Raw genomic sequence first — 25,329 nt, forward strand, 5'->3', positions numbered from 1 at the left:
TGTCGCCTTGCAGTCGGTTTGATTTTTTTGTTTGAAGGCTGTATAATTAAATAACACCCTGGTGCAATTTGTATCGGCCACCGGCATTAGTCAATTGACAAACGCTTTCATACACTTAAACTATTTACAATGAAACAGGAAACAAATCAATTCGATGAAGCTTTACACTCTAACCGAAGAGATTTTGTAAAGAAAGGTTTGGTTGTAACGCTTTCAGGTGTTGCAGGCATGAGCCTATTGTCAGGGTGTAAAGACAAAGAAGAAAAAGAAGGGGAAGGACAGAAAGTATCGCCGCTAGAAGATTTAATGCAGGAGCATGGCCTACTCAACCGAATATTGTTGATTTATGATACGTGCAGAACACGGCTTGAAAGCAAAACGGCGTTTCCAAAGGAAACCATAAGTAATGCGGCTAACATTATCAGAACGTTTGTTGAAGACTACCATGAAAAACAGGAAGAGCAATATTTGTTTCCACGTTTTCAAAAAGCAAATCGACTACAGATTTGGTCGATGTGCTTTTACAACAACACCGGGCAGGCAGAAGGTTGACAGACCAGATTATGCAGCTTGCCAAATCACAAACAGCTACAGAAGCTGAAAATCAAAAGCTTCTACAGCTACTTACTTCATTCAACACCATGTATCCCTCCACATGAAGCAAGAGAAGATACGGTACTTTTTCCAGCGTTCAGAAAAATTGTATCAAAGAATGAGTACGACAGCCTGGGAGAGGAATTTGAAAACAATGAACACAAATTGTTTGGTGAGGATGGCTTTGAAACAATGGTGAATAAGGTAGCCGATATTGAGAAGTCTTTGGGCATTTACGATTTGGCACAATTCACACCTAAAATTTAGAACGGGTTGAATAGAAACACTTCCCAAGTTGCGAAGCTACTATCTAAGTTAGGTGTTACTGGATTTGGTGGTCCGACCGTTCAAATGGCTCTTTTGGAAGAAGAAGTGGTAAGAAAAATAGCATGGATGAGCGAAGAACATTTCGTGGCTTTAGTGGGGTAATAAACCTTATCCTGTCCGCAATTATTGGAATTGACCAGGCGACACATTTAGATTGATAGCTAATAAATTCTTATAAGTATTTCTCTACCTATTAATCTTCTTCCCCGTCACCACAGTCGATGTATCCGCAATTGAGACACTCATAGCAAAGTTCATAATCGTTATGAACCAATACAGCATCGCATCTTGGGCAATCTCTTTCAGTAAGTTTTAACCTGATTTGCTCAATAACTACCTCTTCTATTTCAATTCTTTCTGGTTGCGGCATATCTCATTTTTAATGTATTCGACAATTATGGTTGTTATTACATTAAAACAAAATTAGAACCGCATTTATCAATACAAATGATTACTTAATAACACGTGTTAATAAGTGTCAATAATGATTGTTGGAGCAGCAGGCCGATAATGACAAAAGCCTGTTTTAGAAACAGGCTTTTGTCATTATATAATCGAAAAAGTTTAACTTCTGTTATCAGAACTGTTTCTTGTCTGTTCAGGTCGTGGAGTAAATTCAGGCTTTGGCATAAGGGCTTTACGGCTCAGTTTAAATTTCCCGGTTTTAGGATCTAAACCTATCAGTTTAACTTTAATTACGTCACCTTCATTCAGTACACCTTCCATGCTTTCCAAACGCTTCCAGCTTATTTCACTAATGTGTAATAAACCTTGCTTTCCAGGCATGAATTCTACAAACGCACCAAATTCTTTTATACCTTTTACAGTCGCTTCGTATACATCACCCACTTGTGGAACGGCTACAATTCCCTTAATCCACGAAACGGCTTTATCTAAACCTTCTTTTACAGGTGAGAATATGCTTACCTCACCAACATTTCCAACCTCTTCCAGATTGATAGTTGTGCCTGTTTCGCGTTGAATTTCCTGTATAACTTTACCTTGTGGCCCGATAACTGCACCAATAAATTCTTTATCAATAAACAGTTTTTCCATTCTCGGAGCATGTGGTTTCACCTCCCCACGAGCTTCTGGCATACATTCATACATTGCATCAAGAATATGCAGACGTCCCCTACGTGCCTGCTCCAAAGCCTCAGTCATAACTTCCATGCTAAGGCCATCTACTTTAATGTCCATCTGCACTCCACAAATTCCATCCCGCGTACCGGTAACTTTAAAGTCCATGTCTCCTAAATGATCTTCATCGCCAAGGATATCTGTAAGAATTGCATATTTGCCATCTTCGCGGGTGATTAATCCCATAGCAACACCGCCTACATGTTTGCCAATAGGTACACCAGCGTCCATAAGAGCAAGCGAACCGGCACAGACAGTAGCCATAGATGAGGAACCATTACTCTCGAGGATATCACTTACCACACGTACGGTATAAGGATAATCATTGCCCGGCATCATTTGTTTTAAACTACGCATTGCAAGATTTCCGTGACCAACTTCTCTTCGTCCCGGACCTCTCATCATTTTTACCTCACCGGTAGAAAAAGGAGGAAAATTATAATGGAGAATGAAATTGCTATACTCAGATTTTGCTGCACTTTCAATTAGTAGTTCGTCTAATTTAGTTCCGAACGTAACGGTTGTCAGAGATTGCGTTTCACCTCTTGTAAATAATGCAGAACCATGCGGTGTCGGTAACGGATCTACCTCCATAGCTAACGGACGAACATCTTCTAATCCTCGGCCATCTAACCGGATCCTATCATCAAGCATCATGTTTCTTACCTCTTCCCACTGAAGGTCGGCGTAATATTTCTTTGCAAGTTTCTTATCTACATCAGTCGCTTCTTCACCCAAACTTGCAATTAATTCGTCTTTTATAATACCAAAAGCTTCACTTCTTGCATGCTTTCCCGATCCGCTTCTCGCTATAATTCCTACTCTTTCCTTAGCAAAAGCATATACTTTTTGCCTGATTTCTTCATTTTGCTCGGGCTTAGGGTACTCTCTTTTGCCTTGCACACCTACCTTTTCCCTTAATTCCTGTTGTGCCTTAATTTGTACTTTAATAGCATCATGAGCAATTTGTAACACATTTACCAATTCCGCTTCAGAACATTCTTTTGCTTCACCTTCTACCATCATCAGGTTCTTCTCTGTAGCAGCTATAATAAATTCGTAATCAGCTTTTTCTAATTGAGATCGTGTAGGGTTTATAACTATTTCGCCATTAATGCGAGCAATTCTTACCTCGCTTATAATTTCTTTAATAGGAATGTCAGAAACTGCAAGTGCGGCAGAAGCAGCAAGGCATGCGAGAGAATCAGGCATTACTTCAACATCACTCGAAATCAGGCTTATTAATACCTGCACTTCACAAAAATAGTCTTCAGGAAACAATGGACGTAGGGCTCTGTCTATCAGACGACTTGTCAATATTTCATAATCGTTTAACCTGGCTTCCCGTTTAAAAAAAGACCCGGGAATGCGACCGGCAGAGGCAAATTTTTCCTGGTAGTCTACAGAAAGCGGAAAAAAATCTTGTCCTTCACGAGGTTCGTGGTTTGCTACAACAGTAGCTAATAAAATGCAATTTCCCTGTCGTACAGTAACTGCCCCATCAGCCTGGCGGGCTAGTTTTCCGGTCTCAATACTGACTGCACGGCCGGCGCCAATATCGAAATTCACATTAATAGGTTGAGATAACATATAGATTACAATGTTTTAAGACGGGAAAAAGATGCAAGAGGAGAAAAAAGCATCTCACTTCCCGATTTTATAAATTAAAATGTTTGCAGCAAGAAGGAACAAACACAAAAAACTATTCCCAACTGAATAATTTAACAGTTGGGAATAGCGAATATCATATAGAAAAAAATTATTTTCTTAAGCCTAACTTTTCGATTAAGGCGCGGTAGCCCTGCAGATTATGCCTTTGTAAATAGATAAGTAAGCTTTTGCGCTTACCAACCAATTGCATTAGACCGCGATGGGTAGAAAAATCTTTTTTGTTTTCCTGTAAGTGCTTAGAAATCTGGCCAATTCGTTCTGTTAATAATGCTATCTGACCTTCAATAGAACCTGTATTTTCTGCTCTCCCAGCGAATTCAGTAAAAATACTCGCTTTTTTTTCAGTTGTTAACGACATCTCAAGTTGTTTAATTAAATAGACACCAATTTTTTTTATTTTCTTTTTATCGGCTGCAAAAGTAGGATAATATTATAAAAAGCCGAAATTATAAAAAACAAATTTTGAATTATTTAAGGTATGCACAGCATTTACATTATTTTTTAAATAAAAATCTATGTTTTATCCATTTATATTAATAATTATTGCTGTTTTTTCCTGTTTTTTGTTATGAAAAATTTTAAAAATCAAAAAATGGAAAAAGCAAATAAATAGTAGTAAATTAGCATAAGTTCTTTTTTTACAACAATAAAAACTCACCTTATGAATTACCTGCAAAGTTTTGAGCACTGGGGTGATACCCATCATCCTAAGTGGGTAGATATAGTACGGATAGGTTTGGGTGCTTTCTTATGTTACAAAGGCATTGATTTTCTTCGTAATATGGGGGTCATAAATGGCCTTTTAGCAAACCATCTTTCATTCGGTTCTTTTACAATTGTCATGTTAGGTCATTATATTGTATTTGCGCACATACTCGGCGGAATTTTTCTGGCCATGGGAGTTCTTACCCGCTTTGCATGCATTATACAAATACCAATATTACTTGGAGCACTGATTATGGTGAATTGGTCTCAGGATATGCTAAGACCTTACTCTCAATTGCTAATTACCATTGTAGTATTGCTTTTGCTGATATATTTTTTAATTGCAGGAAATGGTAAACTGGCAGTTAGTTTTGATGAACCGGAAGAAAAAGCAAATAAACATGTAGTATAATAGATATCAAACATAACAACTTTTCGTATAAACTGAGCCCTTAATATTCATCAATTAAGGCCCTATAATGCTAATATTAATTAATTTCCATTCAAAACAATTCACAATTATAAAAGCATTTCTTACATGATAAGGAATCTTTTAATAGTTTGTTTATAGCCTTACACCCTGCTATATTTGTCGACAACCCTTTCATTTGAAAAATCTAACCTTTACGGTTATTAACGACATTACGTACGACCAAAGAATGCACCGCATCTGCAACACTTTGGCCAATGCCGGTTATCATGTTTTGCTGATCGGAAGAAAATTATCCTCCTCGCACCCTTTAGTAATACAGTCTTATAAACAAAAACGATTACCATGTTTTTTCAAAAAAGGGAAATTGATGTATGTTGAATACAATCTCCGTTTGCTTTTTTACTTGCTATATATTTCTTCTGATTGTTACTGTGCTATTGACCTCGATACTATTTTACCCAACTATTTTGCGTCTGTTATTAAAAGAAAAAAAAGGGTATATGATGCTCATGAACTTTTTACTGAGCAAAAGGAAATTGTAACGCGCCGTAGTATTCATAAGTTCTGGCTGCAGGTGGAGAAGTTTGCTGTCCCGAGATTTATAAATGGTTATACGGTTAATGATTTTATAGCAACTGAATTTAAACGAAGATATGGAGTCAATTATGCGGTAGTAAGAAACTTACCTAACCGTAGCCATTATCAACCTCATCCCGATAAAAAAAGTCCTTTTATTATTTACCAGGGAGCAGTAAACGAAGGGCGAAGTTTCGAAACCCTTATCCCGGCAATGAAAAAGGTAAATGCATCACTGAAAATCTACGGACATGGTAATTTTTTTGACGAGGTTGCAAATCTTATTATCAAATATAAAGTTGAAGATAAAGTGGAATTGAAAGGACTAGTTGTTCCCGAAGAATTGAGAAAAATAACACCCACTGCTTTTGCCGCCGTTATGCTTTTTGAAGATAAAGGTCTCAATCAGTATCATTCGCTTGCAAATCGTTTTTTTGATTACATAATGGCTGGCGTTCCCCAGGTCTGCGTAAGTTATCCTGAATATAAAGCTATTAATGATAAATATCGTGTTGCATGCCTTATCGACAATACAAACGCTGAAACTATATCATCTGCTTTAAACAATCTGCTTGTTAATGATGTTTATTATAACACACTACAACAAAATTGCCTCAAGGCAAGGGAAGAATTAAACTGGCAGTCAGAAGAAAAAATTATAATAGCTTTTTATAAAAAGATTTTCAATAATGGCAGACTTCCACCAGGTGATAAATTAAAATGAAAATATTATTGGTAACGAAACATTTCACTAAGTAAAATCTGAAAACAGACAAAAACCCTTTGGATAAGCATCTTCACATAATTTGTTTAAACGTTCCTTATCCTGTTGATTATGGTGGTGTTTTCGATCTTTTTTATAAACTTCCTGCACTGCAGCAACAGGGTGTAAAAATTCATTTACATTGTTTTGAATACGGCCGGGGCGAGCAGCCTGAGCTTAACAAATATTGTGAGAGTGTCCATTATTATAAACGCAAGACAGGGATTAAAGGGATATCGATCAGGTACCCATACATAGTGAGTAGCAGAAGTAATAAAACTTTATTACAGAAATTAACAGAAGATGATTATCCCATTTTGATGGAAGGTATACACTGCACCTATTTGCTAAATGATAAAAGATTTAATCAGCGAAGGTGTTTTATAAGACTCCATAATGTTGAACACATTTATTACCGTCACTTATATTGCAATACAACATCGGTCTTTAAAAAGGTATACTTTTTCCTCGAGAGTAAAATTTTAAACAGGTACGAAAAAAAAATAGCTGCAAAGGGAACTTTTTGGAGTGTGACTGAAAAAGATGCTGAAACATATAGAAAACTAGGTTGCGGTAAAATTAAATTCTTGCCGCTGTTCTTACCACCATGGACGATCAGGACCAGTGAAGGTAAAGGCAGTTTTTGTTTGTATCATGGTGACCTAGGTGTAGCCGAAAACGAGAAAGCGGCAATATGGCTAATGAAATATGTTTTTAATTACCTGCAGATACCATTTGTTATAGCTGGAAAAGATCCTACGCAACGCGTCGCGAAATTGTTTCATAAGACGAATACAACTTGTCTTATTGCAAATCCCAACGAGAAGGAGATGCAGGATTTGATATCAAAGGCACATATTAATATTATTCCATCGTTCAATTCTACCGGCATAAAATTAAAACTTATTAATGCTTTATTCAACGGCCGCCATTGTATAGTAAATGAGCAAACTATTGAAGGAACAAATCTTGAAAAAGCCTGCCAGATTGCTACTGATGCAAATACATTTAAATTATTAATTCAACAATTGTACGGGCAACCTTTCACGCGAGATGATTTGAACATAAGACACCAGCTTCTCGATAACATGTTTAATAACGAAAAGAACGCAAAGCAAATAGTAGAATGGATTTGGGAATAGATGCCAGAAAGCTATATAAGTATAGCAGTTTTTACTCTAGAAAAACGATCTTAGTTCTACATCCGGGGGAGTAGGTTGGCGGGAAATAGTACTTTTGCGCTCCACATGTTTAAAGAATTTTCAAAAACATTTAAAATAGCTTTACCGCTTATTATCAGTAACGTTTCACAGGTCGGTTTGGGACTGATAGACAGCGCAATGATCGGTGCAGTTGATTATCACCAGCTGGCAGCTTCTTCTCTTGTGTTAAATGTTATTGCCATTCCACAAATATTAGGTATGGGAATGGCAATTGCAGTTTCTCCGATGACAGCAATTGCCAACGGACAAAAAGATATCTTTAAGGCTTCCGTGGTTTTGTACAACGGTTTCGTACTCACTACACTCGTAGCAATAATGATTTCTGCAACACTTGTTTTGTGCAATCCGCTTTTATTTCATTTAGGACAGGATGAGAAAGTAGCCACGTACGCAGTACCCTTTTTTAAATTAATTGCCTGGTCGCTGATACCAATGTTGATGTTTGCCTCGGTAAAACAATTTTGCGATGGTCTTGAATATACAAAAACAGCAATGACATTGTCCCTGATCTCATTACCCCTTAATGCATTTTTAAACTGGATTTTAATTTATGGAAGATTTGGTTTTCCACGTCTTGAGCTGGCAGGTGCAGGTTTAGGAACACTAATTACGCGAACAATAATTGCCATAACATTAATAGTAATTGTATTTCGGCATAAGTTATTTTATAAGTATATCTCAATAAGAACAAGGGCATGGAAGATTAACGGAAAAACGTGTAAAGAACTGTTGCATATCGGTGTTCCAACAAGTGTTCAATACGGGTTAGAAGTAGCGGCTTTTTCTGTGTCAGGAGTTATGATAGGCTGGTTAGGTGCAGCTTCACAGGCTGCGCACCAGATCGCTTTAAATCTTGCCACCGCTACTTTTATGGCTGCTTCAGGTTTGGCATTGGCAGGCTCAATCAGGGTTTCAAATGCTTTTGGCAGAGGCGAAAAAAATTTAATGAGACATATTGGACTAAGCACTATAGCAGGAGGATTGATTTATGGCTTACTGTGCGGAATATTATTTGTAACGTTTAGAAATACGCTTCCTGTGTTATTTACAAATAATGCAGAGGTAGCGGCAGTTTCTTCTTCTTTACTCATTTTCGCCGCATTATTTCAAATTTCTGATGCTACACAATCTATAGGTGTTGGCTTGTTACGGGGTATAAGAGATGTAAAGCTTCCTACTGCCTTTGTTGCTATAGCTTACTGGCTAATTGGTATTCCAATTGGATATTTTCTATCGTTTAAATTAAAAATGGGAGCATCAGGTATATGGCTTGGTTTTGTGACCGGACTTACTGCTTCTTCCATTTTGCTAAATACCCGTTTTCTGAAAAAAAGTAAAATAGTAATATAAGGTTAAACAGAAGATTTACAAGCTCCTTCAAAAAGTAATGTGCCATAATATCAATTGTCATTTTTTCACCTAAACTGAAATTTAATCAGAAATAATGAAAAAAATTCAGTTAGATAAAAGATGGTATTTTAGTTGATTTCTTTCTTTTGAAAATTTAATTAAACATCTATTTTAAAAAGGAGGAATTATGACACTCACTAAAAGAAATGGAAGCTTAATTAATAGTCTTCCAAGCATTTTTGATGATTTTCTTACAAAAGATCTGTTTGATTGGAGCAATTCAAATTATTCAATGACAGGCACTACACTTCCTGCTGTAAATGTGAAGGAAACTCCGGATAGCTTTGTAGTTGAAATGGCTGCTCCCGGAATGAAAAAGGAAGATTTTAAGGTTGAACTTAACAATAACGTGCTAACTATTAGTTCTGAGGTTCAACAGGAAAATGAGAACAAAGAAGATGACAGGTATACAAGAAGAGAATTCAGTTATCAGTCTTTCCAACGCAGTTTTCAACTATCAAGAGAAGCTGTAGATGCTGATAATATACAAGCAAAATATGAAAATGGAGTTCTTCACCTGACTATTCCAAAACGGGAAGAAGTTAAACAAAAACCTTCCCGCCTTATCAATATTTCATAATTGCTCCATATTTAAAAAGGCCGTCATTCCTGGCGGCCTTTTTAAATGAATTTATCTCATTCCGGTAATCCAACAAGGGGAAGTAAAACATGAAAAGATGTGCCTTTTCCTTCTATAGTTTCAAACCATATTCGGCCGTTGGCCTTTTCTACAATTCCTTTACACATTGCTAAACCCAGGCCGGTTCCCGATGTTTTAGTAGTAAAGTTGGGCGTAAATATTTTTTCCTGCATTTCTACCGGTATTCCACACCCATTATCAGTTATGTTTATAAGCAACTTATTCGCATTGATCTCCTGGCTTACAATAATTGGAATTGTTTGTTGGCCATCTGATGCTTCGATTGCATTTTGAAAGAGATTAGTAAAAAGGCGGTTTATCTGCGTTCTGTCTGCACTTATTACGGCTGGTTGGTTAGAACGATTGTAGGTAATTTGTAAACGTGTATTAGCACTATATAAGTTAATAAGCGATCCTAATACCTCGTTTACGTCAAACACTTCAACTTTTACATTGCCAATGTTTGCAAATTGCGAAAAGTCTGAAGCTATTTTAGCAAGTTGGTCTATTTGCTCAACAAGGGTGGCTGACACCTTGCGCGACATTGCCTCTACGTTTGGATTTTTATCCTGTATAGCCCTTTGCAGATATTGTATGCTTAGCTTCATTGGCGTAAGCGGGTTTTTGATCTCGTGCGCTACCTGTCTGGCCATTTCACGCCACGCTCCTTCCCTTTCGCTTTTTGCCAGGGCCTGCGCGCTTTCATCTAACTTCTTTACCATTTTATTGTACTCTTTTATCAACGCGCCAATTTCATCATTGGTATTCCATACAATTTCCTCGTTAGCCCTACCGAGGTTTATATCACGCATTTTGCTGGCGATAAGGGTAAATGAGCCGGTTATGCGATTCGTAAGCAATACCGAAATGGCTCCGGCAATAACAAATATGAAAGCATTTAGATTGATAAGAGTAACCAAAAAGTTTGATATCTCCTGGTTCAGCTCTTTCTGCGTGTTCAGGTATGGAATATTAAGATAAGCATAAGATTCACCAGATGCATCTTTTATAGGAATGTAAATACTTAAAAAAGAAAAAAGGCTAACATTTTCATTTTGAATCACCTCTATGTTATTGTTATAATGAAGCCTGTAAAAAGCTTTCGGCTCCATCATCTGGCTTAGTATCTGCTTTTTATATAAATAGGGTTGTGTAGAAACTTTTAAGTTGCCATTTATATCATAAAAATTAGCATCTAAACTATGTATTTCTGAGATTTCTTTTATTGTTGTTTCTAACCAGCTGTTTTCACTCGCTTCTGAATTTTTTAATACATCGTCGAAAATAGAATGATTTGCTATTTGATTTTGTACTTCATTGGCCATAATTTCTATTGCCTTTACCAACCTGTCGCGATTGGTCTGTCTAAACCGGCTGATATAAAAAGAAATTGTTGATATGCCGATAACAAGGAAGGAAAATAAACTAAGAAAAATAATGGCGCTTTGTATCTGCGCGCGTAGATCGAACCGCAGATTATTCTTAATCTGGTTGAGCCTGAATTTGTTCTGCACCAATAAATGACCTACCTGAAACAATACAACGATAAAAAGAAAAGATCCAAATAAATAGGCAAATAGAGTAATAGCTTCAAAAAAAATCGAACCGCTTCTTACAATAATAACAAGTTTATTGTTGCCCGCATTGTACCAAAGCACGCTTTTGCCATTAATTACTTTTTCAAGAAACTCCTGTTTCGGGTAATCCTGCTTTGGAATTCGTGATTTGAAGTCGTAATCCCCATAATTATTGATGATTTTACCTTTATTATACACCGCGTAAGCATAGTTAACATTCAGGTCGGTCTCCACGTTTTCAACCTGTTTAAACAATTCCGGGTATAATGCTTCGCTTTTATATTTTTTTAATTCAGCGACTACAAAAAAATACCCTTGTATATTTCCCCGCTCACCCCTTATCTCCTTTTTATACAAATAACTAAACTCATTATACTCATTTTCATAATAATACAAATCGGGGCTTGTCGTTGGTTTACTCCGATTTGTAATAATGCTGCTTACGGCACCAAACGAAACAGAATCGTCATTGAACAATGGATGATAAAACCTGTCATAAGTGTATAAGCGTGTGTCATACTTATTGAGGTATCCGGAAAAGTTTTCATTAATAAGGCTGTCCTTTATTGCCTTATTTGCTGTTTCATTTTTAAACCGGTTAAAATTTTTCGAGAGAAAATCATTATTAATGTTCGTTATCCCTATGCTCATCAACGTTTCTGCAGAGGGGTCGGACTGTACAGCCAGCTTTTCTGCCGCCTGTTTTCGCTGCGTAAATTCTACATAACGATTCTGATAAATGATAAGAGCAGAAATGCTGACTGCAAAGAATATAATCCATATCAAAAAAAAGGAAGACCTCAGGATGGGAACAAAAATATCTTCCTTTCTAAATTCGATTATAAAAATATAAACCAGCAGCCACAAAAGCACTATTACATTACTTAACGACGAGGGACTGTTTAGGGTTATCGTTAAATAGAATAAGCCAGCCGTTGCAATAATTACATACCTGCCATAATCTGGAACATCAATGCATTTATAAATAAACAATACAACAATATGACTTATATGGAAAAATGTGAGAATGATAAAACATAATATAATAAAGCTTAGTAGAGAGTAAATGGTCAGGCTAAAAAAATTTGTTACATCAAATGATATTTTAGAGTCAATAATTAAACTTCTTATTATACCTGCAAAAGTGAAAGAAAGAACAATTAAAAAAACACATAAAATGGATGTTACCCACCATCCCTTTTTACCTTTAATATCGCGGATATTTTTAAAAGAATTTATTGCAACATATTTTACAAAACTGATTATCCAGAACAGTAGGATAACATTAATTAGAAGGTCACCTAATGAAGGATGTAATTTATTTGAAGCATAAATCGCCGGATCAAATAAGGGAAGATTTCGAAATTCGAAGGGAAACGGAAAGTAATAACTTAACACACGAATTAGAAAAACGGGAACTATGAGGACAAGCAAACCTTTTACCCAACCTTTTGACTGCACGGTATCAAGGGCAGCAACATTTATAAAAATCAATACAAAAATGACAGCCAAAATGCGAAGGGCAAGCGACCAGTCGCCTGGGCTTTTATCCTCTAATCGTTTTTTCTCTTTTAAACCAAATAAAGGTTTGCCATCATCGGTTTTTATATAAAAACGGGCATTAGAAGAAACAATTTCATATCGTTTTGCAATATTCTCATTTGCCGGAAAACCAGATTGAAGGTAATTGTTTTTGAAAAAATAATTCCAGTAAATAGGAATAAGAGCGACTGTTACTACACTTTTATCTTTTAAGTAAAAAGTCTTTTTAATAAATTCAAACTCTCCGTTGGGATAGGTGGAAAAATACTTTCCATCCGATTTTTTAAGATCCCGGCTTTCGGGGAGAACTTTATTATTATTCCAGAAGGAAAGTGATAAGTCGCCCTGATCATTGGCAGTATAAGCAAACAAACCTACATCTTCACTTGTATATTGCAGCGCTTGTAGAGGCTCTCTTTTATTAATTATAATTGCGTTAAGAACAGCAGAATCTGCAGAAAAGCTCTCAAATTTCTGTTCTCCATTTTGTAGAAACGTTTCTAACTCTTTTTGCACCCTTACGGGAGAAGATGCATAAAACCAGTAATTTGAAAAAATAAAAGAAATAAGGTACAGAACAACAGCTACTATTAACAGGTAACCATTTTTATAAAAAACAACTTTTAGGGTCTTTATCACTATTATCTTTTACGTTTTATTTCGTTCCACATTTCATCCATGTCTGCAAGGGACATTTCAGCCAGGGATGTTTCACGCCGCGATGCCTCTTCTTCCATTAATGTAAAACGGGAAATAAATTTTTTGTTTGTTTTTTCTAAAACACCTTCAGCATCGATTCGCAAAAACCGTGCATAATTTATAAGGCTGAAAAGCACGTCTCCAAATTCCTCTTCTATATTTTTTGTATCATTTTCTGCTACAGCTTCATGTAATTCCTGTATTTCCTCTTCTACCTTCTTCCATACATCTTCTTTATTTTCCCATTCAAAACCTACCTGTTTCGCCTTTTCCTGTATGCGGGTCGCTTTTACTACAGCCGGCAAAGATTTTGGGACACCGCTCAATACAGATTTTTTTCCTTCCTCCATTTTAATCTGCTCCCAGTTTTTCTTAACATCTTCATCATTGTTCACTTTTACGTCTCCATATATATGCGGATGCCTTCTTATCAATTTCTCGCTTATTCCATTCATCACTTCTTCTAACGTAAATTTTTCTTGCTCGGTTCCAATTTTTGCATAAAAAATAATATGAAGCAATATATCGCCAAGTTCTTCCTTTATACCTTGCCAGTCATGGTCAGTAATCGCATCTGTAAGCTCATAAGTTTCTTCAATCGTTAATGGCCTAAGTGTCTCAATTGTCTGCTTTTTATCCCACGGGCACTTTTCCCTTAAATCATCCATTATAGATACAAGCCTGGTAAAACTTTTTTCTAAAGACATAAAAATTTTTATAAGTTAAGGACAGATAGTACTAAAAATGCAATAAACAGCACTGACATTACTACCAACGACATTATTAGCAAGAGTAGATATTTTAGAATGGTTTTCGAACGCCGCTGGTCATAAAAATTTCTCAAAGATTTATACTGATACCAGATAATATACACGATAAGCGGTACTGTAAAGTAATGCAGCCATTGCAGGTAACGAAAGTGCTCTATTTGAGAAATGCTAAGAACAATAAAAAGCAAAATGAACATGGCGCAATACAAATGCACCGAATAAATAACATGATCTACATAATAAAAATTCCTTTTCCTGATATAAAGCAGCTTAAGCAGTAATGCAAAAACTGGCAGAGATACAAAAAACAATTGAGGAAATGAGTGACGAAATCGCTCAAACAGGGCTTTAAAAAGCTCGGTATTGTCTTCCTTATATTTTAACTGTAACTGTAAGGCTTTCCTTACCACCATTCTCTTTAGCCAGTTGTCCCGTTCCTGTAGAGGCAATGATTTTTGTGCTGAGTCGTAGGTTGCCAGATCTTTATACTTTTTAAAAGCAGAATTTATCTCTTTTTCTTTATTGTAATTGAGGTCAGAAAGGTTTGTGGTATCTTTTGCAAGGGATCTCAAATCCTCCTGAAATAATTGCAACTGATTTTCCATTATTTTTCTTGCAGACTCTGGATTATCTTTATCATTTATGTCCGATTTTAACTGTTTAATCCTTTCCTCAATTTCAGCTCTTACGTCCTGATAATTTAATTGCTCTGTTTCTTTTTTATTTTCAACTGAAGGTTTAACAATTGAGAAGAAAAAGAGAAAGAAGAAAGCGGAGACAAACACGTACATCTTTATAGGGTTGAGATATCGCATCCTTCTTCCGATTATGTATTCATGCGATAAAAATCCAGGCTTAAAAAGCAAATATTTTACTGTACTGAAAAATTTTCCGTCAAAATGGGTTATATCATATACAAAGTGAGTAACGAGGTGCCAGAATGTTTCTTTTGGCTCTACATTTTCCTGGCCGCAAACATGGCAATATCTACCATACACTACAGCACCGCAGTTTAAACAGTTGTTTTCTTTTCTTTCAACAAAATGGGACACGTGTTAAAATTTGAATAAAAAATTCTCACAAATGTATACTTCAAAGTTTTCATTGCAACCAATGTTTTTTCCTTAACAAATCTGCCACTACTTTTGACAGTTGCAAATGTTACTCATGAAAAACTTATTTCTATCTGCCTTAATAATTGTAGGATGTATAAAAGCAGAAGCGCAGTATTATTATTCAGATATTGTTGGAACGAAACAAACGAATCAGCAATATAAAATGCTTCGGGCATTTCAATATAAACGTGTAAATGCAACAAGTTTTGAAGGTGGGCAACCTTCGAAAGATTTTCTTTTAGAGCAAATCATTACCGATGACGGCCGTAAAATTATTACCCATTCTGCGTCTGTCGGCAATATGGAATCTTATTTTATAAGCAACTATCAAAACAATAAAGTAAATAAAACGGTAGATAGCAGTAATAACGCTATTAATTCGGTTATATACGAATATGACAATACCGGCAAAGTGATTTCGACAAGTTCAACAAGTAAAGATTTTGATGGAACCTTTACAAGCGAAGAGCGCCACTTATGGAGCTACAACGAAAAAGGCTTACCGGAGAAGATGTTAAAGATAAAAAACCATTCAGATACAACTCTGATCACTTTTGTTTACGATGATGATAATGTGGCTGAAGAAAGATGGACGAAAAATAACAGGATAATTGAAACATATTATTATTACTATAATCCAAAAAAACAATTAACGGATATTGTACGCTTCAACCGGAAAGCAAAAGCGATGTTGCCCGATTACATGTTTGAGTATGACGCTAAAGGGCGGATAACACAAATGACACAAACACAAAGCGGTAGTGCAAATTATCTTGTATGGAAATATACTTACAACGAAAATGGTATGAAGGAAAAGGAAATTGTTTTTAATAAGCAGAAGGAAATGCTCGGCAGAATTGAATACAAATACCAGTAAGTATGACGCGAGAGTCTAATTTCACGTATTCTAAATTTCTAAAGAAATTCCTACTTCCATCCGCCGCCTAAAGCCCTGTATAAGTTAACGATTGCCTGCAATTGCTGCAAATGGTCGTTCACCCGACTTAGTTCAGCCCCCAGCAAGCTTTGTCTTGCCTGGATTACTTCAATGTAATTTGCAGAACCATATCGTAACAGTTCCCGGCTATATTCTACTGATTTTTGCAATGCATTTAACTGTTTGGTCCTTACCATCATTTTATCCATTGCGGTCTGGTACAATGACATTGCATCCGAAACTTCCTGGCCGGCAGTAAGTAATGTATTTTGAAAACTAAATAAAGCTTCCTGCTGTTGTACGCGCGCAACTTCCAATCTTGTCCTGTTAGCTCGCGCATTAAAAATAGGTTGCGTAAGGCCTGCAGCAATACTACCAAAGACAGAACCAGAATTAAAAAACTTGCCCAGCGATAAACTCGACAATCCCCCGGCACCAGTAATCATTAATGACGGATAGAAATAAGTTCGGGCAATATTTGTTTGTTCAAAGGAATACCTGAAGTTATATTCTGCCTCCTGCACATCAGGTCTGTTACTTAGCAATTGTGCAGGCACGCCAGTTTGCAGCAATACTACAGGCGTCTGGTCATCAATGTTGCTGCGGTTTATAATTCCAGGCGGCCTTCCCAATAAAATACTTAAGGCATTTTCTATTTCTCTTATATTTTGCTTTAGATCAGGTATCGTCACTTCTGCCGCGTACCGGCTCGCCTCACTTTGTACCACAGCGGCACCTGTTACAACTGCAGCTTCTTTTAGCGCTCTCATTGTAGTTACAGTCGTATCCCAGTTTTGTACTGTTTGTTGTGTTATACCAAGTTGCTTATCCAGCGCAAGCAATGAATAATAGTAATTGGCAATAGATGCAATCAATCCTGTTTGCACTGCCCTTGATGCAGACTGGCTTTGCAGCAAAGAAGCTAAGCCCGCTCTCTTTGCACTACTGAGCCTGCCCCAAATATTTGCCTCCCAGCTTGAACTTAATCCTAATTGATATTGTGTAGATGAGTTTCTTATTCCAAAACCCTGAACTGCCGAAAGCTTTGATTCTGTTACCTGTGCATTAGCATTAAGCGTCGGATAAAATGCTGCCCGGCTTTGTGCATAATAGGCTTCTGCCTGCTGTATACGGTTATAGGCGATTTGCAGATTGAAATTTCTACTAATTCCTTCTGCTATCAGGGTTTGTAATGCAGTATCGGTAAACACGTCATTCCAATGTAGGTTCGCTATATTACTCGTATCTGATGAGGAAGAGTCGCGAAAAAGCCCCGCAGTCGACAATGCAGGTGGTTGATAGGTTTGTGTCACTTTACAAGATGATATAATCAAGGCTGACAATAAAAATATCATCAGGTAGGTGATAACTTGTTTGTTCATATTTTATTTGCTGTAGGTCTTATTTTTATGTCTTTTTTTGTAGCAAGCTGAAACGGAAGGATTATATAAATTTTACGTAGACGGTACCAACCTGCGATTTGTCACCTGTTCGTTTTCATCTTCTTCAGTCAGGGGCTCTTTAGGGGGACCACTGATCTTTTCCTGCAAGGTTTGAAAAATAATAAACAGTACCGGTATAACGAACACGCCAAAAATTGTCCCTATCAGCATTCCACCCACAGCCCCGGTACCTATAGACCGGTTTCCTGTTGCTCCCGCACCTGACGCTGTCATTAACGGCACCAATCCAAGAATGAAGGCAAATGAAGTCATTAAAATAGGACGCAATCTTGCCTGGGCTCCTTCTGTTGCTGCTTGTACAATAGGCATTCCTTGTCGCCTTCTTTCAACAGCAAACTCCACTATCAATATCGCATTTTTGGCAAGAAGTCCTACGAGCATTATCAGCGTAATCTGGAGATAAATATTATTATTAATACCAAACAATGATGCAAAAATAAATGCACCGCAAAGTCCTATTGGTAACGACAGCAATACCGCAAAAGGCAGTATATAGCTTTCATATTGAGCACATAACAGGAAGTAAACAAATATTAGAACCAGTGTGAAGATAAAGACGGTTTGTCCACCGGCTGAAAGCTCTTCTCTTGTAATACCTGAAAACTCGTATCCATAACCTGCTGGCAAAGTCTGTGCTGCAACTTCCCTGACCGCCTTGATTGCATCCCCCGAACTATAGCCAGGTTTTGGCGAACCATTGACGCTTATGGAGGTAAAAAGATTAAATCGTGAAATTGACTGCGGACCGTAGACCCTGTCAAGGGATATAAATTCGCTAATGGGAGCCATTGTTCCGTTTGCATTTCTTACATAAATGTTATTTATGCCTTGAGGATTAGCCCTAAAAGCAGGCTCGGCCTGGTACATGACTCTGTACTGCTTACCAAACTGGTTGAAATTTGATGCATAAACACCTCCATAATAACCTTGCATTGTACTTAAAACATCATTTACTGTTAAGCCCGCTTCTTTTACCCTTGCTACATTTACATTAATCTGGTATTGCGGAAAATTTGGATTAAATGAAGTAGAAGCAAATTGTACCTCAGGGCGTTTATTTAAAGCTCCTAAAAAATCGGTGCTGACTTTAGAAAAGGTTGTTATATCACCACCACTTTTGTCCTGTAACTGAAACTCAAACCCTCCGGTTGCTCCAAAACCCTGGATGGTAGGTGGAGCAAAAAATACTACACGCGCATCGCGTATTCCGGCTGTTTTGGCAAACATTTTTCCTATTATCGACTGTACATCTTCCCCTTTACCCTCACGTTCCTTCCAGTTTTTCAAACGCATTATTACCATACCGTAATTACTTCCCGTTCCACTAAGCATACCTCTTCCTGAAATTCGCAGGATATTTTCAACCTCGGGAATTGTTGCAGCTATTGCTCCTATTTCTTTTGTTACTTCATCAGTACGTTCCATAGAGGCACCCGGTGGTAAGCTGATATCAGACATAACCGTTCCCATATCTTCGTTAGGTACAAAACCTGTCGGCGTCGTTTTCATTAAAAAATAGAAAACGCCTCCAAATATTGCTATTCCCAGTAAAGCAATCCACTTTCTGTTTGCAAGAAAGGATACAGACTTTCTGTACTTATTAGTAGTAGCGTCAAATGCAGTATTGAAGGCAGTATAAAAACGTTTTATGAAATTTTTCTTTTTATGCTCTTCTACATGCGGTTTTAAAAATATGGCACAAAGCGCAGGACTAAGCGTAAGTGCGTTAACGGCAGACAGAATGATAGCTATAGCAAGGGTGAGACCAAACTGCTTGTAAAAAACGCCTGCAGAACCTGTGATAAAACTTACCGGAATAAACACTGCTGCCATTACGAGGGTGATGGAAACGATTGCACCGGAAATTTCACTCATCGCATCTATGGTGGCCTTTCGGGCAGATTTATACCCGTGGTCGAGCTTAGCATGAACAGCTTCCACTACCACAATTGCATCATCTACCACTATACCTATGGCTAGCACCAATGCAAACAGAGTAAGCAAATTGATGGTAAAACCAAATACGTCAAGAAAGAAGAATGTACCTATAATTGCAACGGGTACTGCGATAGCAGGAATAAGGGTAGAACGGAAATCCTGAAGAAATACGAACACAACAATAAACACTAATATGAAAGCTTCAATCAAAGTATGAATAACCTTTTCAATAGATGCATTCAAGAAGTCATTTATATTGATTAGGTTAACATAATGAACTCCGGCAGGAAAAGACTTTGAAGCATCATCCAGAACTTTCAAAGTTCCTTCAATAACCTCCCGGGCATTTGAACCGGCAGTCTGGGCTATTGCCACGCCTATCGATTGTTTTCCATTTGTTTTTGTAGTACTTGAGTAACTTAAAGCGCCTAATTCTATTCTGGCAATATCTTTTAGCCTCAATAACTGTCCGTTGCCTGCGGAACGGATAACAATATCACCAAACTCCGATGCATTTTTTAGCCGGCCGCGATATTTAATGACATATTGGAAGGATTGCTCTCCCTGCTCACCAAATTGTCCCGGCGCCGCCTCGACGTTTTGTTCTGCCAGGGCCGCACTTATATCAGAAGGTACCAGGCCATAACTTGCCATTACATCAGGCTTTAGCCAGATGCGCATCGAATATTCCATTTGTCCGAAAACAGTTGCATCTCCTACACCTGATATACGTTTTATCTGAGGTATAAGGTTAATAGTCGCATAGTTTTGAAGAAAAGTCTGGTCATAAGCCGGAACATCGCTGTAAAGAGAAAATATAACAAGATTACTGCTTTGACGTTTAACGGTAGTCACACCTGCACGGGTAACTTCAGCGGGTAAAAGACTTGTTGCGCGGGTTACCCTGTTTTGTACGTTAACGGCTGCAAGGTCTGGGTTAGTACCTAATTTGAAATTGACAGTGATGTTAGCGGTGCCATCATTTCCGGCAGTGGAAGTCATATAAGTCATATTTTCCACTCCATTAATCTGTTCCTCCAAAGGAACAATAACGCTATTAAGAACTACGTCGGCATTGGCTCCCTGGTATGAAGCTGAAACTTGTACCGTTGGCGGAGCAATGTCAGGATATTGTGATATTGGAAGGGAAGTTAGTCCCAGTACACCCAATATAACGATGATGACCGATATCACTGTTGATAGTACCGGCCGTTCTATAAATCGCTTAAGCATAATATATTTACTATTGAACTGATAATAATGAAATGAACCGAAAGGCAAAAATTAAACTTCGAAAGAATAGGGTTGTGTTGGATGAATAGGGATAATAAAGTTGAAGTGAGTGACACAACGATGTCTAAACTTTGCAAGAATGCTTGTACCAAAAATCAGCTTATTTTCATGCAGTATTTGCTTCTGTGTCAACATCTTGTAAGTTACAACTTTCACTCCTTCTTCTCTCTACAATCGGGCCATTTGCTGATATACACTGTCAGCATTTACATCTCTTGGTTTTACGGGCGCTCCATCTTTCAAACCCGCTACACCTTCCAATATCACTTTTTCATTTGGATGTAAGCCTTCCTCCACAACAAAATATTGACCATTACTGCTTTCCATTACTTTTATCTCTGTACTTCTTACTGTGCCGGTGCTTTCCACTACGTATACAAACTTTTTACCTTGTACTTCGTATGTTGCTTTTTGAGGTACAAGAAGCGCAGAATCAACCGTACGAGGAATTCTCACTATTCCGCTACTACCGCTTCGAACAATATTACCGGGATTAGGAAAAGTAGCCCTTACACTTACAGAACCTGTTTCGGTATTAATCAAACCACTGGCAGTTTCAATTTTTCCTTTTTGAGGAAATTCTGTTCCATTAGAAAGAATAAGCGAAACCGGGGGAATGGTTTTAAGCCTTTCCTGTACCGTTGCACCTTTTGTATTTTTTGAAAAATTAAGGGCCTGTTTTTCGTTGATAGAAAAATAAGCATAAATATTTCCAATATTTGATACTGTAGTAAGCGGTTGTGCAGTATTACTGCTTACAAGACTACCTATTTTATAAGGAATGGTTCCAACAACACCGTTTACCGGGCTGGTGATAGAGGTATAGCCTAAGTTTGTTCTTGCATTAGCTAATGTAGCTCGTGCCTGTGCCAGTGCTGCCTGCTTAGCTTCCAGTGTATATTCGGCAGATTCAAGTTCAAAATGACTGATAATGTCTTTTTCAACTAACGGACGTACTTTGTTTACCTGCATTTGAGCAGCGTCTACCTCAGCCCGCGCTATTTTAATATTTGCCTCCGCTGTCCGGACATTCTGCTCATATTGAGGAGCGCTGATTCGAAAAAGAAGCTGGCCTTTTCGCACTGTTGCGCCTTCATCTACGTACATCTTTTCTACATAACCATCTATTTTCGGACGTATTTCAATATTTTGCTGTCCCTGTATTGTTGCTGGATAATCAGAATTTAATATGGTGGTGCGTGGAGTGATAGTGACAACGGGGTAATCCTTAATTTCATTAGGAACAGCTCCGGTTGCGCCTGCTTTTGGATCTTTATTGCTATTGCACGAGACAATCAACAATACCGATAATAATAATTCAGATAAAAGTTGTAATCTTTTACTCATAATGTCTCTACAGTTGATTCGAAGTTTTTATAAATTTTTGATTCACGTTTTTGAGGCAGGCAGTAAAAAAGATTTTTTAAAAACGAGTAAGAAAAGTAAATATCAATTTCAGCGCACGTGGGTGCCATTTGTCTTACATCTCTCATAAGTTTTTAAAACAAATACCAAATGGTAAAATCTTTAAAGAAGCTATTGTACTTTTTCAATCTATAATACTTGCAGCATTTAGAAAAAATTAGCAGGCAAAGGTAAACGAAAATTTAAATTATGGGGCGAAACAGAGGTTAAAGGAATAATAATACTTATTGAATAATAATAACTTTTATAAACAATTTCAGTTAACATTCAGCATCTCGCAGTATAAGATTTATAAAAACTGTTCTGATTATTCTAATTCAGTTGCTAAAAAACTAAATATCTATAGAAAAAATAAAATTAGGTGTCGCGATATATCAGGCATTAAAATTTTACTTTAAATATTTAATATCCCAAAAAGAGGAAGGCAATTTATTTGCATATGAATTAAAGAAAGTAAACAATTCATTTTAAAAGCTATTACTTTTTGCTTTCCAATGGGTGACAAAATCTCATTCAGGAAAAAATGTTTAATTTTTTCCTCTAATTTTTAAGACTATGAAAAAAACTATTGTAATTATAGGCGGAGGGTTTGCCGGAATTAATGTGGCTCTGCAATTAGCTAAAAAAGATGGATTTCATGTGATATTGGTCGATAGAAATAATTACAATTTTTTTCCTCCTCTTCTTTACCAGGTTGCCACTGGTTTTCTTGAAGTTTCTAATATTAGTTATCCTTTTAGGAAGCTGTTTCAAAAATATGACAATGTTAACTTCAGACTTGGTGAGTTGCAAAAGATAGTTCCTGAAGCAAATAAAGTTATATTAACTACGGGAGAGTTAAGCTACGATTACCTTGTTATTGCAACAGGAACGGAGTCGAATTATTTTGGAATAGAGAATATTAAGAAGTATGGCACTCCCATGAAAACTCTGAATGATGCAACAAACATGCGAAACTTTCTTTTACTAAAAATGGAAGAAGCCACTATAGAAACAGATGAAATAGAAAAGAAAAAACTAACAACAATTGTAATTGCGGGCGGTGGACCTACAGGGGTTGAAATTGCAGGCATGCTGTCAGAAATGAGAAAAAACATTTTCAGGAAAGATTATCCTGAGTTGGCAGGTTATAAAGGAGCGATTTACCTGGTGGATGGCGGACCAAAAGTACTTGCACCAATGAGCGAAAAAGCACAAAAATACACTTTCGATACATTGGTTAAATTGGGAGTAAATGTAAAATTGAATAAACAGGTAAAGGATTATGTAAATGACACAGTTATTTTCGCAGACGGTGAAACTATACAAACTAAGATACTTATATGGGCAGCGGGAGTGACAGCAACTGTATTTGAAGGTATTCCCGCAACAAGTTATGGAAGAGGGAAAAGATTACTGGTTGATGAATTTAATAAAGTAGCCGGAACAACAAATATTTTTGCGATTGGTGATACTTGTTTTCAGACAACTGATAAAAACTTTCCAAATGGTCATCCACAGGTTGCGCAGGTTGCAATTCAACAAGGTAAAAACCTAGCTAAAAACTTTCTACGAACAGAAAGAAATGAATCACTTGTTCCCTTTGTTTATACCGATAAAGGTTCTATGGCAATTATCGGAACCACTAAAGCTGTAGCTGATCTGCCAAAGCCTGAATTGCATTTTACCGGCTTTATTGCATGGTTTATGTGGCTTTTCATTCACCTGGTTTCGTTAATTAATTACCGAAACCAACTTAGAACATTGTATAACTGGGTAGCTGCATTCTTGACCAAAGATCAGTCCCTAAGAATGATAATAAGGCCGGCAAGCAAACACACTGAAGATGCAAAGACTCCCACTGTATTAGTTCCAGATGCCAAATAAAATAAATTTGCCGCTTACATAAAGGCCGATAACAAATGTGTTCTTTTTACATCGATCAGTTCGCTTATCGAGTTTTTCACATCATCTACCGTAATTTCTGAAACTAAGGAAGTATTATGAGTGCATAAACTTGGGTGTTCATGAAATTTTAATGAAGATGTTCCACACAAAGGGCAACTCATAGCAAATGAAAGCAGATTGCGGTGTAGGGTAGTTGTCATAGCTGAAGCAGTGATTACATTGGCAAACCAAAATATACCGACTGTTGGTATTCGTAATGCCCTTGCTAAATGCAGAGGTCCTGTATCATTTGATATAATTATATCCGAAAAAGATAAAAGACCTGAAGTTCCACCTAAAGATAATTTACCAGATAAATCTTGAACAGAATCTTTGGAGATTACGTTAGTAATGACAGCATCTACAATCTCTCTCTCCCATGTCAGGCCGGTAATACAAACATGGTAACCAAGTTCTACAAGAAAATCAGCTATTGCTGCAAATTTTTTTCCAGGCCAGCGTCTTTTTATATCACTTGCACCAGGATGAATGATGGCAACGGGTTTACAATCAAAATTATTTACAATGCTTTTTGCCTCCGCTATATCTTTAGCGGTGACAACAATTTGTGGTTCTATATCTTTTGTTTTTGCGCCTACCCTGCCAACAACTTCTAAATAACGCAAAGTCTCGTTGAAGTAATAAATATAGGGGATACTGATATCGAGTGCGGTCGCGTCAGGCGTCTTAAGTCCAACGGTTAACTTTGCTGCAAGTCTTAGTAAAAATGGATTTGAATTTCTTCCTCCACCATGCATTTGAAAAGCAATATCAAATTGCTCTGCCTCCATTTTTGTAAAAAATTCAGATAACTCTCTTTCATCCCGCACATAACCTTCTCTCTCACTTATTCCCGGATATGAAGGAACGACCACGACCCGGTCAACAGGACCGGGTCTGTCTTGAAGATACTCCTGGTGCCACGCCCTTCCCAAAAGAACAATCTCAGCTTCCGCAAAAGTCTCACGAAGGGCTTGCAATGCAGGTAAACAGAAAATAAAGTCTCCAAGAGCATTAGCTCTTAATACCACGATTTTTTTTATCATACTACAACTAAATCAAAATACTGTTTGTCAAAATTGATCTAATGCTGGTCTGTGCTTAAAAACCAGTTGGTAAGATATATAAAAAAAACCGTTTAAGATATTTTTAAAATTATAGG

At 37.1% G+C, this 25,329-nt stretch carries 20 protein-coding genes; 10 read left to right on the forward strand and 10 right to left on the reverse strand.

What is annotated here, in order from left to right; genetic code table 11:
* The first annotated feature begins 129 nt into the window (after positions 1-129).
* The 3 genes from B154_RS32890 to B154_RS33755 are packed head-to-tail and all read left to right on the forward strand — an operon-like array spanning position 130 to position 1,023.
* The gene (locus B154_RS32890) at positions 130-552 is read left to right on the forward strand and encodes a hemerythrin domain-containing protein (protein WP_051084262.1); all 423 of its coding nucleotides are present in this window, start codon (positions 130-132) and stop codon (positions 550-552) included.
* 18 nt (positions 553-570) lie between these two features.
* On the forward strand, positions 571-861 hold the full coding sequence (locus tag B154_RS32895; RefSeq protein ID WP_051084263.1) for a hypothetical protein: 291 nt from the start codon (positions 571-573) through the stop codon (positions 859-861).
* Between the two features lie 6 nt (positions 862-867).
* Complete coding sequence (locus tag B154_RS33755; RefSeq protein WP_018611159.1) at positions 868-1,023, forward strand: chromate transporter; 156 nt, start codon at positions 868-870, stop codon at positions 1,021-1,023.
* A 91-nt stretch (positions 1,024-1,114) separates the two neighbouring features.
* Here B154_RS33755 and B154_RS32080 read toward each other — a convergent pair whose 3' ends face one another.
* The 3 genes from B154_RS32080 to rpsO form a co-directional block, all read right to left on the reverse strand.
* Positions 1,115-1,291, reverse strand: coding sequence for a hypothetical protein (locus B154_RS32080; protein ID WP_018611162.1), 177 nt, complete (start codon positions 1,289-1,291; stop codon positions 1,115-1,117).
* A gap of 194 nt (positions 1,292-1,485) precedes the next feature.
* Positions 1,486-3,651 carry a polyribonucleotide nucleotidyltransferase gene (gene pnp / locus B154_RS0101110; RefSeq protein ID WP_018611164.1) on the reverse strand — a complete coding sequence of 722 codons (2,166 nt, stop codon included), beginning with the start codon at positions 3,649-3,651 and terminating at the stop codon, positions 1,486-1,488.
* Between the two features lie 169 nt (positions 3,652-3,820).
* Positions 3,821-4,090, reverse strand: a complete 270-nt coding sequence (gene rpsO, locus B154_RS0101115) for a 30S ribosomal protein S15 (protein WP_018611166.1) — start codon at positions 4,088-4,090, stop codon at positions 3,821-3,823.
* A gap of 303 nt (positions 4,091-4,393) precedes the next feature.
* Here rpsO and B154_RS0101120 point away from each other — a divergent pair, with 303 nt between their 5' ends.
* The 5 genes from B154_RS0101120 (at position 4,394) to B154_RS0101145 (ending at position 9,422) form a co-directional block, all read left to right on the forward strand.
* Complete coding sequence (locus B154_RS0101120; RefSeq protein ID WP_018611168.1) at positions 4,394-4,849, forward strand: DoxX family protein; 456 nt, start codon at positions 4,394-4,396, stop codon at positions 4,847-4,849.
* A 196-nt stretch (positions 4,850-5,045) separates the two neighbouring features.
* Positions 5,046-6,170: a glycosyltransferase gene (locus tag B154_RS0101130; RefSeq protein WP_245542530.1), complete on the forward strand. Its 1,125-nt coding sequence runs from the start codon at positions 5,046-5,048 to the stop codon at positions 6,168-6,170.
* 59 nt (positions 6,171-6,229) lie between these two features.
* Positions 6,230-7,351 carry a glycosyltransferase gene (locus B154_RS0101135; RefSeq protein WP_018611172.1) on the forward strand — a complete coding sequence of 374 codons (1,122 nt, stop codon included), beginning with the start codon at positions 6,230-6,232 and terminating at the stop codon, positions 7,349-7,351.
* A 105-nt stretch (positions 7,352-7,456) separates the two neighbouring features.
* The gene (locus tag B154_RS0101140; protein ID WP_033410903.1) at positions 7,457-8,782 is read left to right on the forward strand and encodes an MATE family efflux transporter; all 1,326 of its coding nucleotides are present in this window, start codon (positions 7,457-7,459) and stop codon (positions 8,780-8,782) included.
* 187 nt (positions 8,783-8,969) lie between these two features.
* Entirely contained in the window at positions 8,970-9,422 is a 453-nt protein-coding gene (locus B154_RS0101145; protein WP_018611176.1) for an Hsp20/alpha crystallin family protein, read from the forward strand.
* Positions 9,423-9,478: 56 nt separating this feature from the next.
* Here the strand turns inward: B154_RS0101145 and B154_RS27355 are convergent, their stop codons facing one another.
* Genes B154_RS27355 through B154_RS0101160 form a run of 3 tightly spaced genes read right to left on the reverse strand, consistent with a single transcriptional unit; the run spans position 9,479 to position 15,122 of the window.
* Positions 9,479-13,240 (reverse strand): sensor histidine kinase, encoded by a 3,762-nt coding sequence (locus tag B154_RS27355; protein WP_018611179.1) that lies wholly within the window; start codon positions 13,238-13,240, stop codon positions 9,479-9,481.
* A gap of 2 nt (positions 13,241-13,242) precedes the next feature.
* Positions 13,243-14,007, reverse strand: coding sequence for a nucleoside triphosphate pyrophosphohydrolase (mazG, locus tag B154_RS0101155; protein WP_018611180.1), 765 nt, complete (start codon positions 14,005-14,007; stop codon positions 13,243-13,245).
* A gap of 8 nt (positions 14,008-14,015) precedes the next feature.
* Positions 14,016-15,122: a DUF3667 domain-containing protein gene (locus tag B154_RS0101160; protein WP_018611182.1), complete on the reverse strand. Its 1,107-nt coding sequence runs from the start codon at positions 15,120-15,122 to the stop codon at positions 14,016-14,018.
* A 115-nt stretch (positions 15,123-15,237) separates the two neighbouring features.
* On the opposite strand from B154_RS0101160, the gene B154_RS0101165 reads away from it, so the two are divergent.
* Positions 15,238-16,062, forward strand: coding sequence for a hypothetical protein (locus B154_RS0101165; protein WP_018611184.1), 825 nt, complete (start codon positions 15,238-15,240; stop codon positions 16,060-16,062).
* 50 nt (positions 16,063-16,112) lie between these two features.
* On the opposite strand, the gene B154_RS0101170 is transcribed toward B154_RS0101165, so the two are convergent.
* From B154_RS0101170 to B154_RS0101180, 3 genes are all read right to left on the reverse strand, one after another.
* On the reverse strand, positions 16,113-17,504 hold the full coding sequence (locus tag B154_RS0101170) for an efflux transporter outer membrane subunit (protein WP_018611185.1): 1,392 nt from the start codon (positions 17,502-17,504) through the stop codon (positions 16,113-16,115).
* A 72-nt stretch (positions 17,505-17,576) separates the two neighbouring features.
* A complete protein-coding gene (locus tag B154_RS0101175) occupies positions 17,577-20,756 on the reverse strand; it encodes an efflux RND transporter permease subunit (RefSeq protein WP_026259884.1) in 3,180 nt (1,059 codons plus the stop codon).
* A 228-nt stretch (positions 20,757-20,984) separates the two neighbouring features.
* The gene (locus B154_RS0101180) at positions 20,985-22,163 is read right to left on the reverse strand and encodes an efflux RND transporter periplasmic adaptor subunit (RefSeq protein WP_018611188.1); all 1,179 of its coding nucleotides are present in this window, start codon (positions 22,161-22,163) and stop codon (positions 20,985-20,987) included.
* A gap of 633 nt (positions 22,164-22,796) precedes the next feature.
* Between B154_RS0101180 and B154_RS0101190 the strand changes: the two genes are divergently transcribed.
* Positions 22,797-24,107, forward strand: coding sequence for an NAD(P)/FAD-dependent oxidoreductase (locus B154_RS0101190; RefSeq protein ID WP_018611191.1), 1,311 nt, complete (start codon positions 22,797-22,799; stop codon positions 24,105-24,107).
* Positions 24,108-24,121: 14 nt separating this feature from the next.
* Here the strand turns inward: B154_RS0101190 and B154_RS27360 are convergent, their stop codons facing one another.
* Positions 24,122-25,213 carry a glycosyltransferase family 9 protein gene (locus B154_RS27360; protein WP_018611192.1) on the reverse strand — a complete coding sequence of 364 codons (1,092 nt, stop codon included), beginning with the start codon at positions 25,211-25,213 and terminating at the stop codon, positions 24,122-24,124.
* Positions 25,214-25,329 lie beyond the last annotated feature (116 nt).

Origin of the sequence: Segetibacter koreensis DSM 18137 (genome assembly GCF_000374045.1) — a bacterium.
Lineage (GTDB): Bacteria > Bacteroidota > Bacteroidia > Chitinophagales > Chitinophagaceae > Segetibacter > Segetibacter koreensis.

Bases quoted from the DNA above. Each gene is read 5' to 3' on its own strand.
- B154_RS32890 (WP_051084262.1), top strand. From the start codon at position 130: ATGAAACAGGAAACAAATCAATTCGATGAAGCTTTACACTCTAACCGA.
- B154_RS32080 (WP_018611162.1), bottom strand. From the start codon at position 1,291: ATGCCGCAACCAGAAAGAATTGAAATAGAAGAGGTAGTTATTGAGCAA.
- pnp (WP_018611164.1), bottom strand. From the start codon at position 3,651: ATGTTATCTCAACCTATTAATGTGAATTTCGATATTGGCGCCGGCCGT.
- rpsO (WP_018611166.1), bottom strand. From the start codon at position 4,090: ATGTCGTTAACAACTGAAAAAAAAGCGAGTATTTTTACTGAATTCGCT.
- B154_RS0101120 (WP_018611168.1), top strand. From the start codon at position 4,394: ATGAATTACCTGCAAAGTTTTGAGCACTGGGGTGATACCCATCATCCT.
- B154_RS0101140 (WP_033410903.1), top strand. From the start codon at position 7,457: ATGTTTAAAGAATTTTCAAAAACATTTAAAATAGCTTTACCGCTTATT.
- B154_RS0101145 (WP_018611176.1), top strand. From the start codon at position 8,970: ATGACACTCACTAAAAGAAATGGAAGCTTAATTAATAGTCTTCCAAGC.
- mazG (WP_018611180.1), bottom strand. From the start codon at position 14,007: ATGTCTTTAGAAAAAAGTTTTACCAGGCTTGTATCTATAATGGATGAT.
- B154_RS0101165 (WP_018611184.1), top strand. From the start codon at position 15,238: ATGAAAAACTTATTTCTATCTGCCTTAATAATTGTAGGATGTATAAAA.
- B154_RS0101170 (WP_018611185.1), bottom strand. From the start codon at position 17,504: ATGAACAAACAAGTTATCACCTACCTGATGATATTTTTATTGTCAGCC.
- B154_RS0101175 (WP_026259884.1), bottom strand. From the start codon at position 20,756: ATGCTTAAGCGATTTATAGAACGGCCGGTACTATCAACAGTGATATCG.
- B154_RS0101180 (WP_018611188.1), bottom strand. From the start codon at position 22,163: ATGAGTAAAAGATTACAACTTTTATCTGAATTATTATTATCGGTATTG.
- B154_RS0101190 (WP_018611191.1), top strand. From the start codon at position 22,797: ATGAAAAAAACTATTGTAATTATAGGCGGAGGGTTTGCCGGAATTAAT.
- B154_RS27360 (WP_018611192.1), bottom strand. From the start codon at position 25,213: ATGATAAAAAAAATCGTGGTATTAAGAGCTAATGCTCTTGGAGACTTT.